The organism is Streptomyces sp. RG80, from assembly GCF_040446465.1.
Classification (GTDB): Bacteria; Actinomycetota; Actinomycetes; order Streptomycetales; family Streptomycetaceae; genus Streptomyces.
Genome location: NZ_JBEAAJ010000007.1, coordinates 150,983 through 174,391 on the forward strand (window position 1 = coordinate 150,983; position 23,409 = coordinate 174,391).

Below are 23,409 nucleotides of genomic sequence, written 5' to 3' on the forward strand. Positions count from 1 at the left end.
CGGGCGCCCGATGGACGCCCGCCCCTCCTGGTCGTACCGCCGACTTACGGGGTGACCTTCTCGATCTTCACGCTGCCGATGCCCGCGACCGAGCCCTTGGCGTTCACCAGCTGGACCTGACCGAAGAACTCACGGCCCTCCGGAGCGGCCGCCAGGGCGGTGACGTTCGCGGAGACGTTCGTGGAGTCGCCGGTGCCCAGCTTCACCGCGGCCGAGTCGTCGACCGTGACGGCGCCCAGGGCGGCGGAGAAGAACACGTCCTGGTAGTCGTACGCGGTGGAGCCGGCCGGGATGGCGTAGCCGATGACCTGGATGGTGTACGTGCCGGCGGCCGGGGAGGCCACCGAGACGGACTCCTCGGAGTCGCCGTCGGCGGAGGTCCCGGCCTCGCTGCCGTCGGGGGCGAGGACGACCAGGTCGAGGTCGGCGGCCGCGTCGGAGACGTTGCCGATGGCCACGTCGAGGGACTTGGCGCCCGCGGGCACGTCGACCGTGGTGACCTGGGTGTCACCCTCGGCAATGGTCGGACGGGCCGACTTGGCCGAGCCGAGCGGGCCGCCGACGAGCTTGCCGTCGAGCGCGGCGAGCTTGTTCGTCACCTTCCAGGAGGCGGCGGCCGGGGTGCCGACCTTGGCCTCGGGAACGGTCACGACCTCCGGGTCGAAGGTGGCGCCGAGGGCGGTGACGTTCAGCTTGTACGGGTTGTCGAGCAGCGGCGACGTACGACGCGACTCGACCTCGATCTCCCAGACGCCCGCGACCGGGTCCGCGTACGAACGCACGTCGGGCCGGCAGCCGTTGCCGTCGAGGTAGTTGTTGTAGCAGTTCGGCGTGCTGGTGGTGTCGACCGGGACGCCGTACGGGTGGATGGCGATGAACCGGGTCTGGCTCTTGCCCTTCAGCCCGCCGATCGCGACCTCGAGGGACTTGGCGCCCTCGGGGACGGTGACGAAGTAGGACTGCGTGCTGTTGCGCTGCACGGTGTTGGACGCCGAGTACGTGTACTTCACCGGCGCCGAGACCACGACCGTGTTCAGGATCTGCTTGTCGACGCCCTCGGTGCGCGGGTCGTCGACCTCGAGGATCGCGCTCTTGAGACCGGCGGTCGGCGACTTCGCGGCGATCTTGACGGTGACCGGCTTGTTGAGCTCCAGCTTGATCTCGTGCTTGCCGACGATGGAGAAGGTGCCGGCGGCGTTGTTCTCGAGGTCCAGCTCGTGACGGATGGCCTTGTCGGCGCCGGACGTACGGGTGATGGTGACCTCGTACGACTTCTTGACGCCGGCCTTCAGGCCGCCCTCACGGTCGTAGATGCCGGTGCCGAAGCCCGGCGTCTTCAGGAACTGGTCGATCGCGGTGTCGACCGGCGCCTTGACGGTGTAGTCGTGGGCGGTCGCGCCGTCCTTGATCGAGTCCCAGGCGTCCTCGATGTTGATGAGGCCGGCACCCTCCTCGTACGCCTGCACACCCTTGATGTGGTCGGCGGTGGAGGTCAGCGCGGTGCGCAGGGTCAGCGGGGTGAGCGCGATGCCCTTCGCCTTGGCGGCGGACAGCAGCAGCGCCGAGGCGCCGGCGGCCTGCGGGGAGGCCATCGAGGTGCCCTGGAGCATGCCGTAGCCGGCCGGCAGCGCGTAGCCGGCCTCGGCGATCGGGGCGCCCGGCAGCCAGGTCTGGATCGTGTTGACCGCGGCACCCGGGGCGACGAGGGTCGGCGTGAAGCCGCCGTCCTCACGCGGACCGCGGGACGAGAACGGCATCATCGCGTACGACTTCGACACGGCCGAGCCGTAGTTGGCCGCCCACGTCTCCTTGGAGATCGAGGCGCCGACGGAGATCACCTTGTCGGCCAGACCGGGGTCGCCGATGGTGTTGGCACCCGGGCCCGAGTTGCCGGCCGAGATGACCAGCTGGACGCCGTAGGTGTCGATGAGGCGCGTGTAGAGCTCGGCGCGCGCGTTGTTGCCGTCGTTCAGCGCCGGGAGGCCGCCGATGGACATGTTGACGATGTCGACGCCACGGTTGGCGACGAGGTCGATCATGCCCTCGGTGAGCGCGACGTTGGTGCAGCCGCCGGTCCAGGTGCAGGCACGGGACGAGACGACCTTCGCGCCCGGGGCCGCGCCGTTCATCCTGCCGCCGAACAGACCGTTGGCGGCGGTGATGCCGGCGACGTGGGTGCCGTGCTCGGACTCGATGACGCCGATGTTGACGTAGTCCGACGTGTGGCCCGCGCCGTCGTAGACGACGTTCTTGCGGATCTCGACGACGAACGGCTGGCGCTCGGCGACGTCGGTGGCCGGGTTGTCGGTACCGAACCAGCCGATCTGGAAGCCGTCCTTGTACGGCTTCATCGCGGCGTCGTCGCCGAAGTCGTTGTTGTTGTTCAGGTCGACCCGGACGGTCCCGGCGGCCGCGTCGTACAGCACGCCCCAGACGTCGGTGGTGTCGCCGTCGCGGTTCGCGTCACCCTTGGCGTCGCCGCCGGCGGTGGACGACTCGCGGAAGAGGTTGAACTGGTAGGAGCCCGCGGGCGCCGTCCAGGTCGCGCCCGCGATGGTGAAGGTCGGGCCGGAGACCGGGTTGTTCATCCGCCGCCAGGTGGCGTCCTGGTCGTTGACCGGGTCGGTCGAGGTGACCCAGTCGACGATCTTGCGCTCACCGGTGGTGGTCTTCTGGAGCGCCGGGTGGCTGAGGTCCACACCCGAGTCCAGGACGCCGATGGTGACACCGCGGCCGTCCGCCTTCGGGTGGTCCTCGACGAAGTCGACGGCGCCCGTCTCGAAGGAGGGGTTGTACGGGTTCTCGGCGGGGGTCTTCTTGCCCGGCGCCGGGTAGGTCTTGGCGCTCGCGGCGGCGGCGGCGCTCTTCGCGGTGTCCGCGGCCGGCGTCGGGTCGTCGAGCGCGATCTCCTGGCGCAGGTCGATGCCGTGCACGGAGGAGAGCTTCGCGGCGGCCGCGATGGCGGAGTCCGCCTTGGCGGTGGGGACGGTGGCGCGGACGTAACCGAGCTTGTCGTACGTCCGGCCGACGTAGCCGCCCTTGACCGCGTCCAGCTCCTCGGCGACCTGCTCGGTCTTGCCGGGGGCGGTGGCGACCATCAGCGTGACGTTCTTGTCGCCTTCGGCCTTCGCCTCGGCGAGCAGGTCCGCGTCGTCCGAACCCAGCTTGTCGTGGGCGGACTTGACGCCGGGATCGGCCGCGGCGGGTGTCTCGGCGTCGGCCGAGAAGGCCATGGGTATCGGCCCGGCCGCGGAGAGCGCGGCCACGAGACCGGCGGCCACGGCTATCCGCGCCACGCGTCTGGCGCCGCCCGATATCGGTTCGCGCTGGGGGGTGAGGGTCATCGGCATCCCTTGTAGGTAAAGGAACGTGCGGTAGCGGCCGGGGCCGATCGGTCCTGACCGCGAAGGTCCGGAAATGCGACCCCGGACGATCGCACAGCTTTACGCATGGGAAGGATGTTTAGGGAGAGTTGACCGAATCGATATGGGCGGATGGGGAAAACCCGCGATCCCTTTTAGGGAGTTGAGCGACAAAACCGGGCAAGTCGGCCGAGCGGCTCTCAGGTTTCTCTGGTACAGCCCTCAACTTTCCTTGGTACGCGCGTAGTGCCGCGACGCCTTCGCCCGGTTCCCGCACGCCGCCATCGAGCACCAGCGGCGGGTGCCGTTCCGCGAGGTGTCGAAGAAGTGCAGGATGCACGCCTCGTGGGCGCAGGTGCGGATCCGGTCGGGCGCGGTGCCGAGGAGCTCCAGGTAGTCGCGGGCGGCGAGCCACGCGGGACCCCAGGCGGGGTCGTGGAACTCGGGTGCCTCGCCCGGCCCCTCGGCGGTGAGGGTGGCCCGGATCCGCCCGTGTCCGAGGACCGCGTCGACCGGCGCCGTGGCGCCTTCGTGGACGGCCTTGTGCAGTGCGTCCCGGGCCTGGAGCGCGTGCCGCAGCGTGGGCGTGTCGGCGGCGAACCGCCCGTCGAGCCCGTTCGCCCGCAGCCATACGGCAAGTCCGCCGGTGTCCTTCAGGAGGTCCTGCACGGCCCCTTCCCGCATCCACCGCGTGTTGAGCAGGTCGAGCGCGAGGGGCTCGCCGGTGAGGGGACGGGGATCGGCGGTCATGTGGGGGGCTCCCTTCCGTGCTAACCGCTCAAGGGTACGTGACCGGTTGCATCGGACGCCTCTAACCCTTAATCTCGTTTCAAGAGGTTAGATTCAAGAGAGGGATCCGACATGGATCTGCTGAAGGGGACAGCCATGACCTTGCGCACCGGCCACATCGGCCTGAACGTCACCGACCTCGACCGCTCGCTCGCCTTCTACCGGGACGTCCTGGGCTTCTCGACGATCGGCGAGGGCAAGGAGGAGGGCCGGCGATACGCGTTCCTGGGGGACGGCTCGGCCCTCGTCCTGACCCTCTGGCAGCAGGCGGGAAGCCCCTTCGAGAGCGACCGGGCCGGCCTGCACCACCTCGCCTTCGAGGCGGACTCGATCGAGCGGGTGCGGCAGTACGAGGAGGCGCTGCGGACGTACGGGGTGGACTTCGCCTACGAGGGCGTCGTCGCCCACCGCGAGGGCGCGGCGTCGGGCGGCATCTTCTTCCACGACCCGGACGGCACGCGCCTGGAGATCTCCGTGCCGAGCGGCGCCGAGGGCGCGCCGGCGCCGGTCGAGTCCGCGCCGACCTGCGGCTTCTTCTAGCCATGGGCGTCTATCACGCGGGTTCGCGGGCCGTGCAGGACCGGGTCGGGGTGCGGGGGGCCGCGGACCATGTGGGGCGGGCGATCGGCGAGGGCATCAAGCCGGTCGCCGCGGCCTTCCTGGAACTTCAGCCGTTCCTGGTGGTCGGGGCCGGCGACCCGGCGACGGGCCGGGTGTGGGCGTCGGTGCTGACCGGCCCGCCGGGCTTCGTCCGCGCGACCGGCCCCCACCGGATGTCGGTGACATCCCGTACCCCGCGAACCGACCCGCTCGCCACCGCCCTCGCCACCCCCGACGTGCCCGTCGGCACCATCGCCCTGGACCCCCGCACCCGCCGCCGCATGCGCCTGAACGGCCGACTCCGGCCGACGGAACGGGGTTTCGCGGTGGAGGCGGAGCAGGTCTTCGCCAACTGCCCGAAATACCTCCAGAGGAGAGAGTCCTACGACGTGCTGGACACCCGGAGCAGCGGCACCCCGCGACGCGGGACCGAACTGACCCCGGACCAGGCCGAGTTCATCACATCGGCCGACACCTTCTTCCTGGCCACCGTCCACCCCGCCGGCGCCGACGCCAGTCACCGGGGCGGCAACCCCGGCTTCGTGACGGTGACTTCACCCCGCGAGCTGAGCTGGCGGGACTATCCGGGCAACTCCATGTTCCTCACCCTGGGCAACCTCGCGGCGGACCCCCGGGCGGGCCTGCTGTTCCTGGACTGGACGACGGGCACGGTGCTCCAGCTGACGGGCGAGGCGAGGACGGAGTTCGACGGGGCGGAACGACGGGTGCGCTTCCGGCTGACAGAGGCCCTGGAGACCCCCTCGGCGGTGCCGCTGCGCTGGTCGGCGCCCGAATACTCACCGGCCAATCCGGAGCCGGCGGACTAACTTCCCCCTATGCGCAAGAAGTTGAGGGTGGCGGCCTACGCCATTTGTGTCCGCGACGACCAACTCCTCCTCGCCCGCTGGATCGACGACGACGGCCGACCGGAGTGGACCCTGCCGGGCGGCGGCATGGAGCACGGCGAGGACCCCTACGACACGGTCCATCGGGAGGTGGCGGAGGAGACGGGCTACACGATCGAGATCACCGGCCTGCTGGGCGTACGCTCCCGCCGCCACGTCTCCCGCCGCCGCTTCGGCCGCACCGTCGACCACCACGGCGTCGGCCTCGTCTACGAGGCCCGCGTCACCGGCGGCGAACTCCGCCCCGAGATCGGCGGCTCCACGGACATGGCCGCCTGGCACGACCTGACCACGATCCCCGACCTGAACCGGGTGGGCCTGGTCGACGCGGGCCTGAAGCTGTGGCGGGAACGACCGGTGACGGGACGGGCGACGCAGGTCCAGGAGTAGCCGGCCAGGCCGTCGCCCCCGGTCACGACCCGACCTCCCCCTACCCCGCAAGATGAACACGGAGTGACCGCCTCCCGGCCGTTCGAGGAGCGGCCGAGGACGCGGAAGGTAGCCCAAGATCCACGTACGGTGATCGGTGTTGGGCGTTGCCGTCTCGTTCATGTGCAGGTCATTCCCGGTGCCAACGATCCGAGGTGAGCGGGTTGTTCGCGACTACGGGCTCCCCGCGACCACTGCCGACGCGTTCGCACTCGGGGAGATCGCGCCATGTCGCGCATACGCTCTGTCAACCGCCGTACCGTCCTCGCCGCCACCGGCGCGGCCGCCGTCTCCGCGGGCGTCGGCTACGCCCTGCGGCCCACCGACAGCCAGGCCGCCACCACCACGGCCACCGGCACCGCCGCCGAGGCGCCCGTCGCCCAGTCCCGGCAGGCCCCGGCCGCCGCCCCCCTCGCCCCGTACACCCGGGGCACGACCGTCGCCTCCGTCGCCGCCGCGCGTACCGCCTCCGGGTTCCGGCGGCTCGGCGACGGTCCCGGCTGGAGCCGGGTCGTGCGCGGTGAGCTCGCCGCGCCGAAGACGGGGCGCGCGGGCCGGCGTACCGCCCTCGCCGCGTTCGTACAGCTCACCGACCTGCATCTGATCGACGCCCAGCACCCGCTGCGGCTGGAGTACCTGCGCTCGACCGACGTGCACGCGTGGCGGCCGCAGGAGGCGCTGACCGTGCACGGGGCGATCGCGCTCGTGGAGCGGGTCAACGCGCTGCGCGGCGGACCGGTGACCGGTACCCCGCTGCACTTCGCCATGACCACCGGCGACAACACGGACAACAACGCCAAGTCCGAGCTGGAGTGGTTCCTGAAGGTCATGAGCGGCGGCCGGATCAGCCCCAACTCCGGTGACCCGCGGCAGTACGAAGGCGTCCAGAACAGCGGTCTCAAGCAGTACTGGCAGCCCGACACCACCGTCCGTGACGCCGACAAGCAGCGCGGCTTCCCGCAGCTCGACGGCTTCCTCGCCGCGGCGATCCGCGAGCTGAACAGCCCCGGTCTGAACCTGCCCTGGTACTCCACGGTCGGCAACCACGACTCCATGCCGCTCGGCTGCTACGCCTCGCACGGCGACTCCTGGCTCACCGAGTACGCCGTCGGCGGCAAGAAGCTCATGAGCCTGCCCGCCGCCGAGGCGAAGAAGCTCCAGGACGCGATCAAGAACGCCAAGGACCCCCACGGCGTCGGCTTCCGCGACCTGCTCAAGGCCCACGCCCGCGACATGCGCTCGGTGACGCCGGACGAGTCACGGGCGCCGTTCACCCCGCGCGAGTACGTACAGGCCCACCTGGACCCGGCGTACCGCGGCCTCGGTCCGGTCGGCCACGGCTACTCCACCGCCAACCTCGACGCGGGCACCCAGTACTACTCCTTCCGCATCGCCGAGGACGTCATCGGCATCAGCCTCGACACCACCGACGCGGGCGGCCACTACGAGGGGTCCGTCGGGACCGCCCAGCTGAAGTGGCTGGACAGGACGCTGAAGGACAACAAGGACTCCTACGCGGTCGTCTTCAGCCACCACACCAGCAAGTCGATGGACAACACCCGCCCCGACCCGGCCCGCCCCGGCGAGCGGCGGCACAGCGGCGCGGAGGTCGTCACCCTGCTCGGCCGCCACCGCAACGTCCTGGCCTGGGTGAACGGCCACATCCACCGCAACGAGATCACCCCGCACGCGGTCGGCAACGGCCGTTCCTTCTGGGAGATCTCCACCGCCTCGCACGTCGACTACCCCCAACTCGCCCGTGCCATCGAGCTGGTGGACAACAAGGACGGCACGATCTCGCTCTTCACCACCTGCATCGAGTCCTCGGCCCCGCACCGCACCGACTTCGCCGACCTCTCCCAGACCGGCCTGTCGGCCCTGTACCGCGAGCTGTCCTACAACGCCCCCGGCGCCCGGACGGACCTCGCGGGCACGGCGGGCGACCGGAACACGGAGCTGGTGCTGAAGAAGGGCTGAAACCCGCTCAACCGGCGTACACCGCTCAACTCCGGCGACAACGGACGTGTCTCCTCCTGCGACCAAGCTCGACGCAGAGCTCGAAGGGGAGAGACATGACCGTACGGATGACCGTGGTGGCCGCCACCGCCGCAGCACTGTCGGTGGCCCTGGCGGCACCCGCGCTCGCCGCGTCGCCCGCCGGAGGCGACCACGACGCGACCCGCCAGGCACTTCAAGCGGCGGTGAAGGACGGCGTCCCCGGTGTCACCGCCACCGCGAAGGACAAGCACGGCACCTGGTCGGCGACCCCCGGTGTGGGCGACCTCCGGACGGGCCAGCCGCGTTCGGCCCACGACCGCTACCGGGTCGGCAGCATCACGAAGACCTTCGTGTCGACGGTGCTGCTCCAACTGGAGGCCGAGGGACGGCTGTCGCTGGACGACAAGGTGGCGAAGTGGCTGCCGGGACTGGTCACGGGCAACGGCCACGACGGCCGCCGGATCACCCTGCGCCAGCTGCTCAACCACACCAGCGGCATCTTCAACTACACGGCCGACGAGGAGTTCGGTCGCACGTACTTCCTCAAGGACGGCTTCCTCGAGCACCGCTACGACACGAAGGCGCCGGCGGAGCTGGTGGCCGTCGCGATGACCCACAAGCCGGACTTCGCGCCGGGCACGTCCTGGAACTACTCCAACACCAACTACGTCCTGGCGGGCCTGGTGATCGAGAAGGTCACGGGCAGGCCGTACGGCGAGGAGGTCGGCCGGCGGATCCTGAAGCCGCTCGGCATGACCGCGACGTCCGTCCCCGGCACCCGGGTCACCCTCCCGCGGCCCAGCAGCCGCGCCTACTCCAAGCTCGCCGAGACGGCGACGGGACCGACGTACGACGTCACCAAGCTCAATCCCTCGCTGGCCTACGCGGCGGGCGAGATGATCTCCGACTCCCCCGACCTGAACCGCTTCTACTCCGCGCTCCTGAAGGGCCGGCTGCTGCCGCCGGAGCAGCTCAAGGAGATGAAGAACACGGTGACGGCCGAGGAGTACCCGAACGCCGGCTACGGCCTCGGCCTCATCGACCGCAAGCTGTCCTGCGGTGTCCATGTCTGGGGCCACGACGGCGGCATCCACGGCTCGAACTCGGTGGCGGTGACCACGGCGGACGGCCGGCACTCGCTCGCCTTCAACTTCAACGGGGACTGGTCGGGGGACAGCGAGGCCGTGATCGAGGCGGAGTTCTGCGGCAGGTAGAGCCGAGGGCCCGACTTTGCCAGGTCTGTCATTGACAACGCTTCAGTGCGAAGCCGAAGATCCGCTCGATATTCAGGGATTCATGGGATTTTCGAGGCGGCATATCGTGGCGTTGGGGCTGGCTGGTCGGGTCGTTCGGCGGTCGCAGGGGTTCCTGGAGCCCGGTGAGCAGATCCGACGGGTGGTGTTGGCGCAGGGCGGGCTCAATCCCTGGTGGCAGAACGCCTTCTTTCTGAGCGGGCTCGTCGGGGCGCGTTTCGCCCTCACCTCGGGGGGCGGGTCGGGCCTCTTCGATCTGCTCCGGAGTCTGCTGGGGGCGCTCGCCGGGGCCTTCCTCGCCACCTTGTTCATCAGCCGGCGGGTGGTGCTGACGACCGACCGGGGTGTCGTCGTGCTGGAGTACGGGCGGTTCGGGGGCGTGCGGCCGACGCGCGTACGTGCGCGGCTGCCGCTGGGTACGGGACTGGGCCGGCTGTCCGGGCTGTGGGCGCGGACCGAGCTGGCCGGTGAGCGGCTGTGGGTGCACAGGAGATGGCACCACGCGTGAGGAGGGGCCGCCGATCCCCCTCCGATCGGCGGCCCCTCCTCTCCCCCCTGGTCCCGCCCCGGTCCGTCACTACCGGGGCAGCACCACGACATACGCGGCCGGCTCGCGGTCGCCCGACGCCATCAGCGCCGTGCGGACCACCGCCGCCTGCTGTTCCGTCGACTCGCGGAGCTTCCTCGGGGTGATGTGCACGACCGTGATGCCGAGGCGCTCCAGGTGCTCGCGCTTGCGGGCGTACTCGGACCACAGGGCGTCCTCGTCCTGGCGGGGGGCGCGGGTGTCCAGCTCCACCGCGACCGCCTGCTCGGGCCAGTAGGCGTCCAGGCCGCCGAGGTGGGGGCCGCCGGGCAGGCGCAGGTCGACGTTCCAGACCGGGTCCGGGAGGCCGTGCTCGCGCACCATCCGGTACAGCCGGTCCTCCGCGATCGCCCTGCCCTCCGCGAGCAGGGAGTCCACCGCGTCCACCACGTGCGGCCGGCTCAGCAGCTTGGCCGTGTTCAACTCGCGGACCACCGAGGCCGGTTCGCAGTGGCCGCCCCGGACCGCCTCCGTCAGGAGCCGGCGTACCACCCCCGCGTCCGACAGTTCCGCGACCGCGTCCGCCAGCGCCCGCGGTACCGGCGCCACCGGGAGCCCCGTGACCTGCTGGGGCTGCGGCAGGGACGTCGTACGGACGATGCGGGCGCAGCCCGTCGAGCGGAGCCGGCGCAGGCGGGGGACCAGGACGTCCAGCTTGTCCTGGGACAGCAGAGGCGGTGCCGAGGTGAAGCCGTGCAGGGTCAGGGCCGCCAGGCCCGTGAGCATCGCCTCGGTGTACGTCGGGGCGTGCGGCTGCTCCGCTCCGGGCTGGGCCGGGACCCCGGCCGGGCGCTCCTTCGCCGCGTACATCAGCACCGCGTGCAGCCGCTCCTCGCTGGTGGGCGGGCCCGGGTGGAGCAGGATCACGCCCGGGAGGAGCTGCTGCCAGGGGCCGCCGGGGCGGCACTGCTCGTTCGTCTCGGCCGACGAGACGCCGTGCGACCTCAACTGCGCGGCCGTCATCACCCGGCGGTGCACCTCCGAGAGGTGGCGGACCGGGCGGGGGGAGAGCGGGGGGACCGGGGTGTTGTGGTTCATGCAGCGGATGTTCCCGCCGTTGATCCGCCAATTAACCGCTGTTACACGCCCGTCGACAAATACGGACAAGGCAGTACTAAAGGACGGGTGTTCGGGTGCCGAGTAGGGACGGAAAACCCCTGGTCCGTTCGGGTGCGGACCAGGGGTTACGGCCGTGATTGACTGAACTTCGTAACGGCAACCCGCTGCCCAAGCTTTGGGTAGAGCTCAGGAGGGGTCGGGGGTCAGCCCGCCGCCCCGTCGCACTCCTGTCCGCGCAACGCCCGCGTCAGGTCGTCCCGCGCCTCCAGGACCAGCCGGCGCAGCGCGGGTGCCGCGTCCTCGTGCGCCGACAGCCACGCGTCCGTCGCCTCCACCGTCGCCCGCGACTGCTGCAACGACGGGAACAGACCGCCGACCACGTCCATGCCGATCTGGATCGACCGGTCCGTCCACACCCGCTCGATCGCCTCGAAGTACTTCGCCGCGTACGGCGCCAGCAACTCCCGCTGCGAGGGCTGGTCCCAGCCCGAGATCGTGGCCCCCACCAGCGCGTTGGACAGCGCGTCCGACTCCACCACCTGCGCCCACGCCTGTGCCTTCACCGCCGCCGACGGTCGGGCCGCGAGACAGCGGACCTGGTGGCGCTTGCCGGACGCCGTGTCGTCGCGGGCCAGTTCGGCGGCGAGCACGCCCTCGTCGACGACCCCGTGCGCGGCCAGCGGCTCCAGGAACGCCCAGCGCAGCTCCTGGTCCACCTCCAGACCGTCGATCCTCGCCGTGCCGGCCAGCAGACCCTGGAGCAGCTGGAGGTCCGCCTCGCCGGAGGCCACCGTCGCGAAGAACCGCGCCCACGCCAGCTGGTGCTCACTGCCCGGCTCCGCCGCCCGCAGCTCCTTCAGCGCGCCCTCGGCCAGCAGCCGCCCACCGGTCGCGCGCCACTCGGGCGCCACGTAGTTCACCAGCGAGGAGTTCGCCCACGCGTGCAGCATCTGGAGCACGCCGATGTCGGACTCCCGGCCCGCGAACCGCAGCACCAGGTCCACGAAGTCCCGGGCGGGCAGCAGCGCGTCCCGTGTCATGTTCCACAGCGCGGACCAGCACAGGGCGCGCGCGAGCGGGTCGCCGATGTCCCCCAGATGTCCCTTGAGGGCCTCCAGGGAGCCCGTGTCGAACCGCGTCTTGCAGTACGTCAGGTCGTCGTCGTTGACCAGCACGAGCTCCGGCGCCTGCGCGCCCGCCAGTTCCGGTACGACCGTCCGCGGACCCTCGACGTCCACCTCCACGCGCGCGTACCGCTCGACCGCCCCGTCGGCGCCCTTGCGGTACAGGCCCACCGCGACCCGGTGCGGGCGCAGTTCGGGGTGCGACTCGGCGGCCTCCTGGACCACCGCGAGCTCGTCCACCAGGCCCTCGGGGTTCAACAGCACCTGCGGGGTCAGCGAGTTCACGCCCGCCGTCTGGAGCCAGGAGCGCGACCAGGCCGCCATGTCCCGGCCACTGGTCTCCTCCAGGACCGACAGCAGGTCGCCGAGGCGCGTGTTGCCGTACGCGTTCCGCTTGAAGTAGCGCCGCGCGCCCTCCAGGAACGCGTCCTGACCGACGTAGGCGACGAGTTGCTTCAGTACGGAGGCGCCCTTGGCGTAGGTGATGCCGTCGAAGTTGAGCTTGGCGTCCTGGAGGTCGCGGATGTCGGCGGTGATCGGGTGCGTGGAGGGCAGCTGGTCGGCGCGGTACGCCCAGGCCTTGCGGCGGTTGGCGAAGGTGATCCAGGCGTCCTCGAAGCGGGTCGCGCCGACGTTGGCGAACGTGCCCATGAAGTCCGCGAAGGACTCCTTCAGCCACAGGTCGTCCCACCAGACCATGGTGACGAGGTCGCCGAACCACATGTGGGCCATCTCGTGGAGGATGACGTTGGCCCGCGCCTCGTAGGACGCCCGGGTCACCTTGCCGCGGAAGATGTACTCCTCGCGGAAGGTCACCAGGCCCGGGTTCTCCATCGCGCCGAGGTTGTACTCGGGCACGAACGCCTGGTCGTACTTCCCGAAGGGGTACGGGTAGTCGAAGTGGTCGTGGAAGAAGTCCAGGCCCTGCTTGGTGATCAGGAAGACGTCGTCGGCGTCGAAGTGCTTGGCCAGACCCTTGCGGCACAGGGCGCCGAGGGGGATCTCCAGCGTCGTACCGTCGTCCAGGTCGCGGGAGTAGGAGTCCGTCACGTAGTGGTAGGGGCCCGCCACGACACAGGTGATGTACGTCGAGATCGGCTTGGTCTCCGCGAACCGCCACACCCCGTCGGACCGCTCCCCGGCGCCGTTGCTCCAGACCACCCACTCCTCGGGCGCGCGCACCTCGAAGCGGAAGGGAGCCTTGAGGTCCGGCTGCTCGAAGTTGGCGAAGACCCGGCGGGAGTCGGCCGGCTCGTACTGCGTGTAGAGGTAGACCTCGCCGTCCTCCGGGTCCACGAAGCGGTGCAGGCCCTCGCCGGTGCGGGAGTAGGCGCACTGGGCGTCGACGACCAGCTCGTTGTCGGCGGCCAGGTCTTCCAGGGCGATCCGGGAGCCGTCGAAGACCTCGCTGGGGTCGAGATCCTTGCCGTTGAGTGAGACGGCCGTCACACTCGGCGCGATCAGGTCGGCGAAGCTCGACGCGCCGGGCTCGGCGCAGCGGAAGCGGATCGTGGTGACCGACCGGAACGTGCGCGGGCCCTCGTCGCCGTCGCCGGGGGAGCCGACGGCCGAGCGGATGTCGAGAGACACGTCGTACCCGTCGACGGACAGCAGGGCGGCCCGCTCCCGGGCCTCGTCGCTGGACAGATTCTCACCGGGCACGGGCGGCACTCCCTCGGGGGGTGTTCGGTATGTGGACAGCACCGATCCTGCCATGTGCCCCTGACGGGCGGCAGCAGGGAATGACGGCCGGCTTCGGGGAACGACGGGCGGCTGCGGGGAATGACGCGGGGCGCGGTCGGTGTTCCCTCTTTCAATCGAACACTTTCCTTAGGAGACGCATGTCCGAGACCGACTCCACCAAGACGCCCGTCGACTTCTGGTTCGACCCGCTGTGCCCCTGGGCCTGGATGACCTCCCGCTGGGTCCTCGAAGTGGAGAAGGTCCGGGACATCGAGGTGCGCTGGCACATCATGAGCCTGGCCGTCCTCAACGAGCCGAAGCTCGACGAGCTGCCCGACGAGTACCGCGAGCTCCTGGAGACCAAGGCCTGGCAGCCGATCCGGGTGGTCACCGCGGCCTGGCAGAAGCACGGCTCCGACATCCTCGGCCCGCTGTACACCGCACTCGGCACCCGTTTCCACAACGAGGGCCAGGGCCCCACGCGCGAGGCCGTCGAAGGCGCCCTGGCGGACGTCGGCCTGCCCGCCGACCTGATCGAGTACTTCGACCAGAAGGACTTCGAGTTCGACGCCGAGCTGCGCGCCTCCCACAAGGAGGGCATCGACAAGGTCGGCCAGGACGTCGGCACCCCGGTCATCGCCGTCCCCGGCCCCGACGGCGAGCAGATCGCCTTCTTCGGCCCCGTCGTCACCCCCGCCCCCAAGGGCGAGGAGGCGGCCCGCCTCTGGGACGGCACACTGGCGGTCGCCTCGGTCCCCGGCTTCTACGAGATCAAGCGCACCCGAACCAAGGGCCCCGACTTCAGCAACCTCTGACCGGCCCGCTCAGCTGAACTGCGGGGGAAGGCGGAAACCCTTCCCCTGGTTCCAGCGGGGCTGCACCCACAGACACTGCCCGGCGGCCGTCTCGCCCTGGCACCGGAAGTAGCCGGGGGCGTCCTTCGCCGGGCGGACGGTCGCGATGTACTTCTCCTCGGCCTTGTCGACCTTGCGGAACGAGTACGCCTTGCCCTTGGGGCAACTGGGGCAGTGGATGTAGTCGGACATGCGGACCTCCCCCTCCGTCGAGGGGGAGCGTAGGCCTGCCGCTCCGCTCGGTGTGAGCCCGGAATCCGTCCATCCGGGGCGGCTTTTGGGCGTTACGTGCCCTTGGCCTTCTCCTCGCGGAACTTCTCGGGGAGGCGGCCGCCGTCGTTCTTGTTGAGGTGGCGGTAGTAGGACAGACAGCCCTCGGCGGTGCAGCGCCACAGGTTGTCCACCCGGTACTGCGCACCCTTGTCCTCGCGCACCGCCGTCTTCTCGGCGTCGGTGAGGAGCCGGAAGTCCTCCATGGTCCCGCAGGTCGGGCAGGCCAGTTTCCGTGTCCCCATCAGCCCCTCCTCGCGATCACCGCCAGATCCGGGAAGTCCGTCACGACGGCGTCGACTCCCAGCCCGTAGTACAGCGCGTACTCGGCGAACGCGTCCCCGAAATCGGTCGCTCCGCTCCCGCGCCGGAAGTCCGCCGGCAGGAACTGGTTCTCCGCGCGGAAGGTGTACGGCCCCACGCGCAGGCCCGCCGCGTGGGCGTCCGCGAGGACGGACGTGCCGAGGAGCGAGGACTTGTCCGGGCCGATCCAGTCGGCGTAGGACGCGATCTCCGCCAGGCCCGTCGGCGTCATCATGTCCCGGTAGGTGGTGCCGGGCAGGTCGTACGGCCCGCCCGTCGTCCCCAGCGCCTGCCACAGCGGAACGCCGAGTCCCGTCATCCGCCGCAGGCTCGTCGGCTCGAAGGACTGGACGACACACTCGCGGGCCGTGAGGCGGTTGCGGCGGATGGCGGACGCCAGTTTCGGCTCCAACTCCAGGCCGATTCCCCGGAAGTACGTCGGGTGCTTCGTCTCCGGGAAGACGGCGACCGTCCGCCCGTACCGCTTCGACAGCCTCCGCGCCAGCTCCACCACCTCCTGGAACGTGAGGATCTCGTCCCGGCCGTCGAAGACCGTGTTGCGGTTGCGGACGAGGGGGAGGCGCTCGACCGCGCGGAGCGTCTTGAGCTCGGCGAGGGTGAAGTCCTCGGTGAACCACCCGGTCACGGAACGGCCGTCCACCGTCCTCGTCGTACGGCGGTCCGCGAACTCCGGGTGCGCGGCCACGTCCGTCGTCTGCGAGATCTCGTTCTCGTGCCGGACCACCAGGACGTGGTCCTTCGTCGGGACCAGGTCCGGTTCGATCCAGTCGGCGCCGGTCTGGACGCCGTAGGTGTAGGCGGAGGCGGTGTGTTCCGGGCGCCAGCCCGCCGCACCCCGGTGGCCGATGACCAACGGCCCGCCGCGCGGGGCGGCTTCGGCCGGTACGGTCGCGGCCACCGGGGTGGCGGCGGCCGCGAGCAGCAGGGCTCGACGTCTTATGCGGGACATGCGACTCCCTTTCGCGGGCGATCAGTCACGTGCTCGGGTCCGTGCCTGCGACAACCGGCCGAGATGCTCCTCGTAGCCCTTCGCGTAGTACGCCGCCCGGGCCGCGTCCGGCTCGACGACCGCCGTCGGTTCCGTCCACGCCGAGGTGTCCAGCGCCACCCCGAACCGCTCCGCCGCCGCCAGCACCGCGCCCCGGGCGCCGACCTCGCCCTCGACGACCCGCAACGGCCTGCCCAGTACGTCGGCCAGCAGCCGCATCCACGCCGTACTGCGCGTTCCGCCGCCGCAGACGGCCAGGGTGCCGGTGAGGCCCGCCGCTTCCAGACAGTGCCGCGCCGCATAGCCGATGCCCTCGCAGGTCGCGCGGATCAGGTCGGCCCGGGTGGACTCCAGGGAGACATCGGTGAGTTCGGCCCGCAGCCGGGGTTCGACGAAGGGGGCGCGCTCGCCGGAGGGGGCGAAGTAGGGCAGGACGCGGACGCCGTTCGCGCCGGGCGGTGTCCGCGACAGGAGTGGGTCGACCTCGTCGTGGGCCACGCCCGTCGTCGACAGCACCCAGTCCAGGGCCGCCGTCCCCACCATCGCCGGCAGCGCGCGCAGCCAGTGGCCCCGGCGGTCCGTGGAGATGTACAGGCCGGCCGGCTCGCCGGTCAGGGCGACCTGGTCGGTGGCGACCAGGGCGGCCAGACAGGTGCCGACGATGAGCAGGCCGTCGCCGGGGGCGGTGACGCCGGCGCCGAGCGCGCAGGCGGGCAGGTCGTAGGGGCCGCCCGCGATACGGATGCCCGCCGGGAGGCCCTCGCCCCGGGTCTCGCCCGTGGCGACCGGGTCGCTGACCGGCGCCAGCAGCCCCCGGCGGTGGGTGAGGCCGAGCAGCTCCACGACCCGGTTGTCGTACGACCGGGTCAGCGGGTCGAGGAACGGCATCGACGCGTCCGACACGTCCGTCGTCGCCCGTGCCGCGCCCGTCAGCCGCTGGAACACCATGTCCTTGCAGCAGACGGCCGCCGACGCGGCGTCCAGGGACTTCGGGTCGTGGCTGTCCAGCCAGGCCAGCAGGGGGCCGGGGCTGCCCGGGAACATCGCGCCGCCGGTACGGCGGAAGACGGTCTCGAACGTGCCGTCCGCCAGCCACCGGTCGACGAGTTCATGGGCCCGCCCGTCCATCCAGGACGCCGCCGACCGCACCGGACGGCCCGCCGTGTCCACCAGCCACACCCCGTCGCCCTGCCCGGTCAGCCCGGCGAACTCGACCGGCTCGGTCCGGCCCGCGGTCACCTCCTCCAGGACGGCGACGACCGCCCCGTACACCTCGTCCATGTCCTGCTCGACGAACCCGCCGTGCATCGCGAGGCCCACCGGGCGTGCGGCGACGGCCAGTTCACGTCCGCCGGCGTCGAAGGCGGCGGCCTTGACCGTGGACGTGCCTACGTCGATGCCGATGTACATGGCGTGGCTCCTTCGGCTCCGTGGGGCGGGTGGGGTGGGGTGTGCCGGGTGCGGACAGTGGCTCTGGGCGGCGGCTATCCCAGTCCGTGGGCCAGGGGTTCGCCCCGGGCCCAGCGGCCGACCTCCTCCGCCGCGATCCGCGCCGCCTTCCGCGCCACCGCGCGTGAGGCCCCGCCCAGATGCGGGGTCATCACCACGCGGTCCGCCAGGCCCAGCAGCCGTGAGCCGGGCGGCACCGGCTCCGTCGCGTACGTGTCCAGCGCCGCCGCCGACAACCGCCCGCTCGCCAGCGCGTCGCACAGCGCGTCCTCGTCCAGGAGGGGCCCGCGGGCCGCGTTCACCACGACCGCGCCCGGGGGCAGCAGGGCCAGTTCCCGGGCGCCGATCAGGCCCCGGGTCTCCTGGGTGAGGCGGGCGTGCAGGGTGATCACGTCGGACCTGCGCAGGAGTTCGTCGAGGGACGTCACGCGCAGCCCGTGGATCTCGCCGCGGACATAGGGGTCGTAGACCATGACCTGCGCGCCGAAGGCACAGAGCACCCGGGCCACCCGGCTGCCCACCGCCCCGTAGCCGACCAGTCCGACGGGCAGGTCCTCCAGTTCGAGGCCGCTGTTCTCGTACGTGTAGTACGCCGATCCCGCCCAACTCCCTTGTTCGGCGAGGAGGTTGTGGGCCTGGGGGATGCGGCGCAGGGCGGCGAGGAGCAGGCCCACCGTGAACTCGGCGGTGGCGGCGGCGTTGCGGCCGGGTGTGAAGCAGACCCGCACGTCATGGGCTTTCGCGGCATCGAGGTTGACGTTCACCGGGCCGCCCCGGCAGACGACGACCAGCTTCAGATCGGTGCCGGCGGCGAGGACCCGCTCGGTGACCGGCCCCATCTGCGTGACCAGGACCTCCGCCCCGGCCAGCGCCTCGATCATGGCGTCCTCGGCGTCACTGGCCTCCTGCACCTCGGCCACCGGGCCGAACGGTTCCAGGGGCCAGCCCAGCGTCAACTCACGTACCTCCACGCGCCGTTCGCCGAGCTCGTCGGTCACCGCGCGGGTGATCAGGTCCGGCAGGACGAAGTGGTCCCCGGCCGCCGTGATCCGCAGGATCTCGCTCATCGCAGGGTGTCTCCCGTCTCGGCGTCGAAGACATGGGTGAGGTCCGGGTCGGCGGTGACGTGGACGGTGTCGCCGTGGGCCGGGCGCACATCCGGGTCGGTGAGGACGACCAGCTCCAGGCCGTCCAGGGCCAGCGTCGCGATGCCCGACTCCAGGAGCGGCTCGTGGGCCACGACCCGGGCGGGCAGGTCCCCCTCGGCCGGAGACGGGCACAGCCGCAGATCCTCCGGGCGGATCCCGACCACCACCTCCCGGCCCGCCGCCACCGGCACCGGCAGCGCGACCCGGACGGAGTCGGAGAGGCGGGCGCGGCCGTCGCCGGTCGCCACACCGGGCAGCAGGTTGATCGCCGGCTCGCCGACGAAGTCCGCCACGAAGACATTGGCCGGGCTGTCGTAGATCTCGTACGGCGTGCCGAGCTGCTGGATCACGCCGTCCTTCATCACGGCGATCCGGTCGGCGAGTGAGAGGGCCTCCTCCTGGTCGTGGGTGACCAGGATCGTCGTATGGCCCAAGTCCCGCTGGATGCGCTTGAGTTCGCGGCGGGTGGTGTCGCGCTGGGCCGCGTCCAGGTGGGACAGCGGCTCGTCGAGCAACAGCACGTCCGGCTCGCGGATCAGGGCCCGGGCCAGGGACACGCGCTGCTTCTGGCCGCTGGACAGGCCCGCCGGCCGGGCTTCGAGGAGGTCGCTCAGGCCCACCCGCCCGGCGATGTCCGCCACCTTCCCGGTGACGTCGCCGCGTGCCGAGCGCCGCCGCGCCTTCAGCCCGAACGCCAGGTTCTCCGCCACCGTCAGCGGCGGATACAGCGCGTAGTTCTCGAACGCCACCCCCATGTTCCGCCGCTGGGCCGGACGGTCCACCACCGACGCCCCGTCCACCAGGATGTCCCCGCCGGTCACCGTCTCCAGCCCGGCGATCATCCGCAGCGTGGTCGACTTGCCGCACCCGGAGGGGCCCAGCAGCCCCAGCAGCTCCCCCGACCGCAGGGTGAGGTCGATCCCGCGCACGGCCTCCACCGCGGGGCGCCCCCGCGAACGGTACGTCTTGCGCAGCTCACGCAGCTCCAGCCGGGTCATCGTCGCCGCCCCTCGTAGCACAGACCTCGTAACGGACCTTGTGCTCGTCCAGGTCCCGCAGCGCGTCCGCCGGTGCCCCGTCGTCGACCAGCACCAGGTCGAAGCGGGAGAGGGGGGCGACGCGGTGCAGGGCGGTCCGGGCGAGCTTGGTGTGGTCGATCAGCAGGACGTTGCGGGCCGCCGAGTCGAGCATGGCCCGCTTCACCGACACGATGTGCTGCTCCTGGTGGTAGGCGTACCCCCCGTGCACGGCCGACGTGGACGCGAAGCACACGTCCACGCGCAGCGACTGCACCGCCTCGACGCAGGACACACCGAGGAACGAGGAGTGCAGGGGGTCGTAGTCGCCGCCGAGCGCCATCAGATGGATGCCGCGCTGGTCGGCCAGGAGGTTGAGGGCCTCCAGGAAGTTGGTGACGACCGTCAGCGGGGTGATCTCGCCGAGGCGGAGGCGGCGGGCTATCTCCAGGGTGGAGGTCGAGTCGTCGAGCATGATCGCCATGCCCGGCTCGACGAGCTTCAGCGCGTGGTCGGCGACGGCGGCCTTCTCCGCCCGCATGGTCTTCAGGCGGTACTGCACGTTCGACTCGAAGACACCGGACGGCTGCGCGGTCACGCCGCCCCTGGACTTGCGGACGATGCCCTGCCGTTCGAGCTCGTCGAGGTCCCGGTGGATCGTCATCAGGCTCACCCCGAACCGCTCGGCGAGCTCCGCCGCGGTCGCCGAGCCCTCGGCCAGCACCTGCTCGGCCATGGCGGTCTGGCGGGCGGCGGGGCCCTGCGGTGTGTTGCTGCTCATCGTGTCCCGATCCGTCGTCCTGGGCGCTCCGGCCGGTCGGCCTCGAACAGCAGCAGGTTCTCAGGCCGGAGCGTCAGTCGTACCGGATCGTCGGGGCGCAGCCCTGTCGTGTCGGCGCGCGGGGCGACCAGGGACACCCGCTGCTCGCCGAGCCGGACGGTGACCTCGACGGCCCGGCCGAGGACCTCGGTGACGTAGACGGTGCCGGTGAGTTCGAGGCCCTGGCCGTTCAGGGCGATGTCCCGGGGGCGTACGCCGACGAGGACGTCCGTCCCGGCCGGGGCGCCGGCCGCGAGGGGGAGCTCGACCTTGCCGTCCGCCGACCGGAACCCCCCGTCCTCGGTCACGGTCCCCGGCAGCAGGTTGATCCGGGGCCGCCCGAACGCCCGCGCCACCTCGGTGTCGTGGGGCCGGTACCAGATCTCCTCCCGGGTCCCCGTCTGCACGATCCGCCCCTGACGGATCACCCCGATCCGGTCGCCGAGCGCCAGTGCCTCCACGGAGTCATGGGTGACGTAGAGGGTGGTGGTCCGTCGGACGGCCCCGATCGCCTTCAGTTCCGCCCGCATCTGCTGGCGCAGTTTCGCGTCCAGGTGGGACAGCGGCTCGTCGAGCAGGAAGGCGCGGGCGGGGCGGACCAGGACCCGGCCGAGAGCGACGCGCTGGCGCTGCCCGTTGGAGAGCTGCCCGACCGGGCGGTCCAACAGGCCGCCGATGCCGAGGAGTTCGGCGATCTCGCCGATCCGCGCCCGGGCCTCGACGGCCGGCAGCCGGTACCGGGGGGAGCGCAGGGGGGAGGCGAGGTTGTCGTACGCCGACTTGTGCGGATAGAGGGCGTAGCTCTCGAAGCACATGGCGACACCGCGGTCGTAGGGCTCGACGTCCCTCATGTCCTTCCCGTCGATCTCGACGGTCCCGGAGTCGGGGAGCTCCAGCCCCGCGACGGTCTTCAGCGTCGTGGTCTTCCCGGCCCCCGACGGCCCGAGCAGACAGAAGAACTCCCCCTCCTGGACGTCCAGTTCGAGCCCGTCGAGGGCGGTGACCTTCCCGTACGTCTTCCTGATCCCGCGCAGCCCGATCACGACTTGACCGCCCCGAACGACAGCCCCCGCACCAGATACCGCTGGATCGTCAGCGCGAGCAGCAGCGGCGGTACGACGGAGACGAGGGCCGCCGCGGCCGTGAGGTTGTACTTGGGGCGGTCGCCGCCGAGGAAGGACAGGGCGCCGACGGTCACGGTCTGGGCCTCGTTGGAGGTGAGGATGAGCGGGAAGACGAAGTTGTTCCAGGCGAAGATGAAGGCCAGCAGCGACACGGCCGCGACCCCCGGTTTGACCAGCGGCAGGGCCACCTTGAAGAAGGCCTGTCTGCGGGTGTAGCCGTCGAGCAGGGCCGCCTGCTCCAGCTCCGGGGTCAGATCGGCGAAGTACGACCGCATGATCCAAACGATCAGCGGCAGGGTGACCAGTTGGAGCACCCAGATCATGCCGACGTACGTGTCGAACAGTCCGAGCTTCTGGTACAGCACGAACAGCGGGATGATCACGGTCAGTTCGGGCGCGAACCGGAACGACAGCAGGGTGAACATCAGGTTCTCGGAGCCCTTGAACCGCCACCGCGCCGACGCGTACGCCGCCGGCAGTCCGACCAGCAGCGACAGCAGCACCGCCCCCAGCGACACCACCAGGCTGTTGACGAAGAACCGCACGAACGGGATGCCCTCGCTGTCGCCGAGGACCGTGCGGTAGCCGTCGAGGGTGGGGGAGAAGGAGAAGTAGGTGCTGAAGAGCTGGTTGGCGGGCTTCAGGGAGAGGATCATCATCCAGGCGATCGGGAAGAGCGCGAAGACGAAGTAGAGGATCAGGGCGGCGTCCGCCAGCCAGCCCGACAGGCGTCTGCGCAAGCTCATTCGGGGCCCACCTCCGCCGCCTTCCGCTGGATCTTCCCGAGATGGCGTACGAGCACCATCGCGGCCAGGTACACCACGGCCCACAGCACGATCGTGTAGCTGATCCCGAAGGAGTACCGCTGGAAGCGGATCGCCTCCAGGTAGGCCCGGATCTGGAGCACGACCGTGGAATCGCCGGGCCCGCCCTCGGTGAGGGCGTAGATGATGTCGAAGACCTTCAGCGAGTCCATGAACCGGAAGATCACCGCGACCAGGACGTACGGCCACAGCATCGGCAGGGTCAGCCGCCGGAAGGTGTACCACCAGCTCGCGCCGTCGACGGCCGCCGCCTCGAAGGGGGAGGTGGGCAGCGACCGCAGCCCTGCGAGGGCGAGGATCGCGACGAACGGGGTGTAGACCCACACGTCCACGGCGATCGACGACAGCAGCGCCCCGGTGGGGGTGTCCGTCCACTGCACACCGCCCAACCCGACCGGTTCCAGCAGGTGGTTGACGACTCCGACCGACGGCTGGAGCATCAGTTTCCAGATGATCGCCGCGATCACGGGGGCGATCATCAGCGGCAGGATCAGGATCTTCTCCAGCACCCGGCCGACGATCGACGAGCGGTGGAGCAGCAGGGCGACGGTGACACCGAGGACCGTCTCCACCGCGGCCGCGCCGACCGCGTACAGCACCGTCACCCAGGCCGAGTTCCAGAAGGCCTCCTGGGTGAAGACGGTCTGGTAGTTCTCGAACCGCACCATGTCCGGCTGCGGCTTGCTCGCCGAGAAGTCGAACAGCGTGTAGTACAGGCCCAGTCCGAAGGGATAGAGGATCCCGCAGGTCAGCAGCAGCGCGGGGATGATCAGGAGGTACGGACGCAGGGCGAGCCGCATCGCC

At 70.9% G+C, this 23,409-nt stretch carries 21 protein-coding genes; 7 read left to right on the top strand and 14 right to left on the bottom strand.

Going from position 1 to position 23,409, the window contains the following annotated elements:
• Positions 1-44 precede the first annotated feature (44 nt).
• A complete protein-coding gene (locus tag ABKA17_RS24475; protein WP_353694357.1) occupies positions 45-3,344 on the bottom strand; it encodes a S8 family serine peptidase in 3,300 nt (1,099 codons plus the stop codon).
• Positions 3,345-3,584: 240 nt separating this feature from the next.
• Positions 3,585-4,112, bottom strand: coding sequence for a CGNR zinc finger domain-containing protein (locus ABKA17_RS24480; RefSeq protein ID WP_353694358.1), 528 nt, complete (start codon positions 4,110-4,112; stop codon positions 3,585-3,587).
• A 135-nt stretch (positions 4,113-4,247) separates the two neighbouring features.
• Here ABKA17_RS24480 and ABKA17_RS24485 point away from each other — a divergent pair, with 135 nt between their 5' ends.
• The 6 genes from ABKA17_RS24485 (at position 4,248) to ABKA17_RS24510 (ending at position 9,844) form a co-directional block, all read left to right on the top strand.
• A complete protein-coding gene (locus ABKA17_RS24485) occupies positions 4,248-4,691 on the top strand; it encodes a VOC family protein (RefSeq protein ID WP_353694359.1) in 444 nt (147 codons plus the stop codon).
• Between the two features lie 2 nt (positions 4,692-4,693).
• Positions 4,694-5,578, top strand: coding sequence for a pyridoxamine 5'-phosphate oxidase family protein (locus ABKA17_RS24490; protein ID WP_353694360.1), 885 nt, complete (start codon positions 4,694-4,696; stop codon positions 5,576-5,578).
• A gap of 9 nt (positions 5,579-5,587) precedes the next feature.
• Positions 5,588-6,046, top strand: a complete 459-nt coding sequence (locus tag ABKA17_RS24495) for an NUDIX hydrolase (RefSeq protein WP_353694361.1) — start codon at positions 5,588-5,590, stop codon at positions 6,044-6,046.
• Between the two features lie 267 nt (positions 6,047-6,313).
• Positions 6,314-8,062 (top strand): TIGR03767 family metallophosphoesterase, encoded by a 1,749-nt coding sequence (locus ABKA17_RS24500; protein ID WP_353694362.1) that lies wholly within the window; start codon positions 6,314-6,316, stop codon positions 8,060-8,062.
• A gap of 95 nt (positions 8,063-8,157) precedes the next feature.
• Positions 8,158-9,297 carry a serine hydrolase domain-containing protein gene (locus tag ABKA17_RS24505; RefSeq protein ID WP_353694363.1) on the top strand — a complete coding sequence of 380 codons (1,140 nt, stop codon included), beginning with the start codon at positions 8,158-8,160 and terminating at the stop codon, positions 9,295-9,297.
• 82 nt (positions 9,298-9,379) lie between these two features.
• Positions 9,380-9,844: a hypothetical protein gene (locus ABKA17_RS24510; RefSeq protein WP_353694364.1), complete on the top strand. Its 465-nt coding sequence runs from the start codon at positions 9,380-9,382 to the stop codon at positions 9,842-9,844.
• A gap of 69 nt (positions 9,845-9,913) precedes the next feature.
• Here the strand turns inward: ABKA17_RS24510 and ABKA17_RS24515 are convergent, their stop codons facing one another.
• Together ABKA17_RS24515 and pepN are read right to left on the bottom strand one after the other, a co-directional pair.
• Positions 9,914-10,960 (bottom strand): hypothetical protein, encoded by a 1,047-nt coding sequence (locus tag ABKA17_RS24515; RefSeq protein ID WP_353694365.1) that lies wholly within the window; start codon positions 10,958-10,960, stop codon positions 9,914-9,916.
• A gap of 224 nt (positions 10,961-11,184) precedes the next feature.
• Positions 11,185-13,767, bottom strand: a complete 2,583-nt coding sequence (pepN, locus tag ABKA17_RS24520) for an aminopeptidase N (protein ID WP_353694366.1) — start codon at positions 13,765-13,767, stop codon at positions 11,185-11,187.
• A 179-nt stretch (positions 13,768-13,946) separates the two neighbouring features.
• Between pepN and ABKA17_RS24525 the strand changes: the two genes are divergently transcribed.
• Positions 13,947-14,603, top strand: coding sequence for a mycothiol-dependent nitroreductase Rv2466c family protein (locus ABKA17_RS24525; RefSeq protein ID WP_353694367.1), 657 nt, complete (start codon positions 13,947-13,949; stop codon positions 14,601-14,603).
• 9 nt (positions 14,604-14,612) lie between these two features.
• On the opposite strand, the gene ABKA17_RS24530 is transcribed toward ABKA17_RS24525, so the two are convergent.
• From ABKA17_RS24530 to ABKA17_RS24575, 10 genes are all read right to left on the bottom strand, one after another.
• Complete coding sequence (locus ABKA17_RS24530; protein WP_353694368.1) at positions 14,613-14,834, bottom strand: hypothetical protein; 222 nt, start codon at positions 14,832-14,834, stop codon at positions 14,613-14,615.
• A gap of 92 nt (positions 14,835-14,926) precedes the next feature.
• On the bottom strand, positions 14,927-15,157 hold the full coding sequence (locus ABKA17_RS24535) for a hypothetical protein (protein WP_353694369.1): 231 nt from the start codon (positions 15,155-15,157) through the stop codon (positions 14,927-14,929).
• Positions 15,157-16,185, bottom strand: coding sequence for a glycerophosphodiester phosphodiesterase family protein (locus ABKA17_RS24540; protein WP_353694370.1), 1,029 nt, complete (start codon positions 16,183-16,185; stop codon positions 15,157-15,159). Before ABKA17_RS24540 ends, ABKA17_RS24535 begins: the two co-directional genes overlap by 1 nt.
• Before the next feature lie 21 nt (positions 16,186-16,206).
• The gene (locus ABKA17_RS24545) at positions 16,207-17,634 is read right to left on the bottom strand and encodes an FGGY family carbohydrate kinase (RefSeq protein ID WP_353694371.1); all 1,428 of its coding nucleotides are present in this window, start codon (positions 17,632-17,634) and stop codon (positions 16,207-16,209) included.
• 74 nt (positions 17,635-17,708) lie between these two features.
• Positions 17,709-18,740: a 2-hydroxyacid dehydrogenase gene (locus ABKA17_RS24550; protein WP_353694372.1), complete on the bottom strand. Its 1,032-nt coding sequence runs from the start codon at positions 18,738-18,740 to the stop codon at positions 17,709-17,711.
• Positions 18,737-19,819 (bottom strand): ABC transporter ATP-binding protein, encoded by a 1,083-nt coding sequence (locus ABKA17_RS24555; RefSeq protein WP_353694373.1) that lies wholly within the window; start codon positions 19,817-19,819, stop codon positions 18,737-18,739. Before ABKA17_RS24555 ends, ABKA17_RS24550 begins: the two co-directional genes overlap by 4 nt.
• Positions 19,797-20,618 (bottom strand): DeoR/GlpR family DNA-binding transcription regulator, encoded by an 822-nt coding sequence (locus ABKA17_RS24560; protein WP_353694374.1) that lies wholly within the window; start codon positions 20,616-20,618, stop codon positions 19,797-19,799. Before ABKA17_RS24560 ends, ABKA17_RS24555 begins: the two co-directional genes overlap by 23 nt.
• Positions 20,615-21,700 (bottom strand): ABC transporter ATP-binding protein, encoded by a 1,086-nt coding sequence (locus ABKA17_RS24565; RefSeq protein WP_353694375.1) that lies wholly within the window; start codon positions 21,698-21,700, stop codon positions 20,615-20,617. The genes ABKA17_RS24560 and ABKA17_RS24565 overlap by 4 nt, the downstream gene beginning before the upstream one ends.
• The gene (locus ABKA17_RS24570) at positions 21,697-22,527 is read right to left on the bottom strand and encodes a carbohydrate ABC transporter permease (RefSeq protein WP_353694376.1); all 831 of its coding nucleotides are present in this window, start codon (positions 22,525-22,527) and stop codon (positions 21,697-21,699) included. The genes ABKA17_RS24565 and ABKA17_RS24570 overlap by 4 nt, the downstream gene beginning before the upstream one ends.
• Positions 22,524-23,405 (bottom strand): carbohydrate ABC transporter permease, encoded by an 882-nt coding sequence (locus ABKA17_RS24575; protein WP_353694377.1) that lies wholly within the window; start codon positions 23,403-23,405, stop codon positions 22,524-22,526. Before ABKA17_RS24575 ends, ABKA17_RS24570 begins: the two co-directional genes overlap by 4 nt.
• Between the last annotated feature and the right edge of the window lie 4 nt (positions 23,406-23,409).

Bases quoted from the DNA above. Each gene is read 5' to 3' on its own strand.
- ABKA17_RS24475 (WP_353694357.1), bottom strand. From the start codon at position 3,344: ATGACCCTCACCCCCCAGCGCGAACCGATATCGGGCGGCGCCAGACGC.
- ABKA17_RS24480 (WP_353694358.1), bottom strand. From the start codon at position 4,112: ATGACCGCCGATCCCCGTCCCCTCACCGGCGAGCCCCTCGCGCTCGAC.
- ABKA17_RS24485 (WP_353694359.1), top strand. From the start codon at position 4,248: ATGACCTTGCGCACCGGCCACATCGGCCTGAACGTCACCGACCTCGAC.
- ABKA17_RS24490 (WP_353694360.1), top strand. From the start codon at position 4,694: ATGGGCGTCTATCACGCGGGTTCGCGGGCCGTGCAGGACCGGGTCGGG.
- ABKA17_RS24495 (WP_353694361.1), top strand. From the start codon at position 5,588: ATGCGCAAGAAGTTGAGGGTGGCGGCCTACGCCATTTGTGTCCGCGAC.
- ABKA17_RS24500 (WP_353694362.1), top strand. From the start codon at position 6,314: ATGTCGCGCATACGCTCTGTCAACCGCCGTACCGTCCTCGCCGCCACC.
- ABKA17_RS24505 (WP_353694363.1), top strand. From the start codon at position 8,158: ATGACCGTACGGATGACCGTGGTGGCCGCCACCGCCGCAGCACTGTCG.
- ABKA17_RS24510 (WP_353694364.1), top strand. From the start codon at position 9,380: ATGGGATTTTCGAGGCGGCATATCGTGGCGTTGGGGCTGGCTGGTCGG.
- ABKA17_RS24515 (WP_353694365.1), bottom strand. From the start codon at position 10,960: ATGAACCACAACACCCCGGTCCCCCCGCTCTCCCCCCGCCCGGTCCGC.
- ABKA17_RS24525 (WP_353694367.1), top strand. From the start codon at position 13,947: ATGTCCGAGACCGACTCCACCAAGACGCCCGTCGACTTCTGGTTCGAC.
- ABKA17_RS24530 (WP_353694368.1), bottom strand. From the start codon at position 14,834: ATGTCCGACTACATCCACTGCCCCAGTTGCCCCAAGGGCAAGGCGTAC.
- ABKA17_RS24535 (WP_353694369.1), bottom strand. From the start codon at position 15,157: ATGGGGACACGGAAACTGGCCTGCCCGACCTGCGGGACCATGGAGGAC.
- ABKA17_RS24540 (WP_353694370.1), bottom strand. From the start codon at position 16,185: ATGTCCCGCATAAGACGTCGAGCCCTGCTGCTCGCGGCCGCCGCCACC.
- ABKA17_RS24545 (WP_353694371.1), bottom strand. From the start codon at position 17,634: ATGTACATCGGCATCGACGTAGGCACGTCCACGGTCAAGGCCGCCGCC.
- ABKA17_RS24550 (WP_353694372.1), bottom strand. From the start codon at position 18,740: ATGAGCGAGATCCTGCGGATCACGGCGGCCGGGGACCACTTCGTCCTG.
- ABKA17_RS24555 (WP_353694373.1), bottom strand. From the start codon at position 19,819: ATGACCCGGCTGGAGCTGCGTGAGCTGCGCAAGACGTACCGTTCGCGG.
- ABKA17_RS24560 (WP_353694374.1), bottom strand. From the start codon at position 20,618: ATGAGCAGCAACACACCGCAGGGCCCCGCCGCCCGCCAGACCGCCATG.
- ABKA17_RS24570 (WP_353694376.1), bottom strand. From the start codon at position 22,527: ATGAGCTTGCGCAGACGCCTGTCGGGCTGGCTGGCGGACGCCGCCCTG.
- ABKA17_RS24575 (WP_353694377.1), bottom strand. From the start codon at position 23,405: ATGCGGCTCGCCCTGCGTCCGTACCTCCTGATCATCCCCGCGCTGCTG.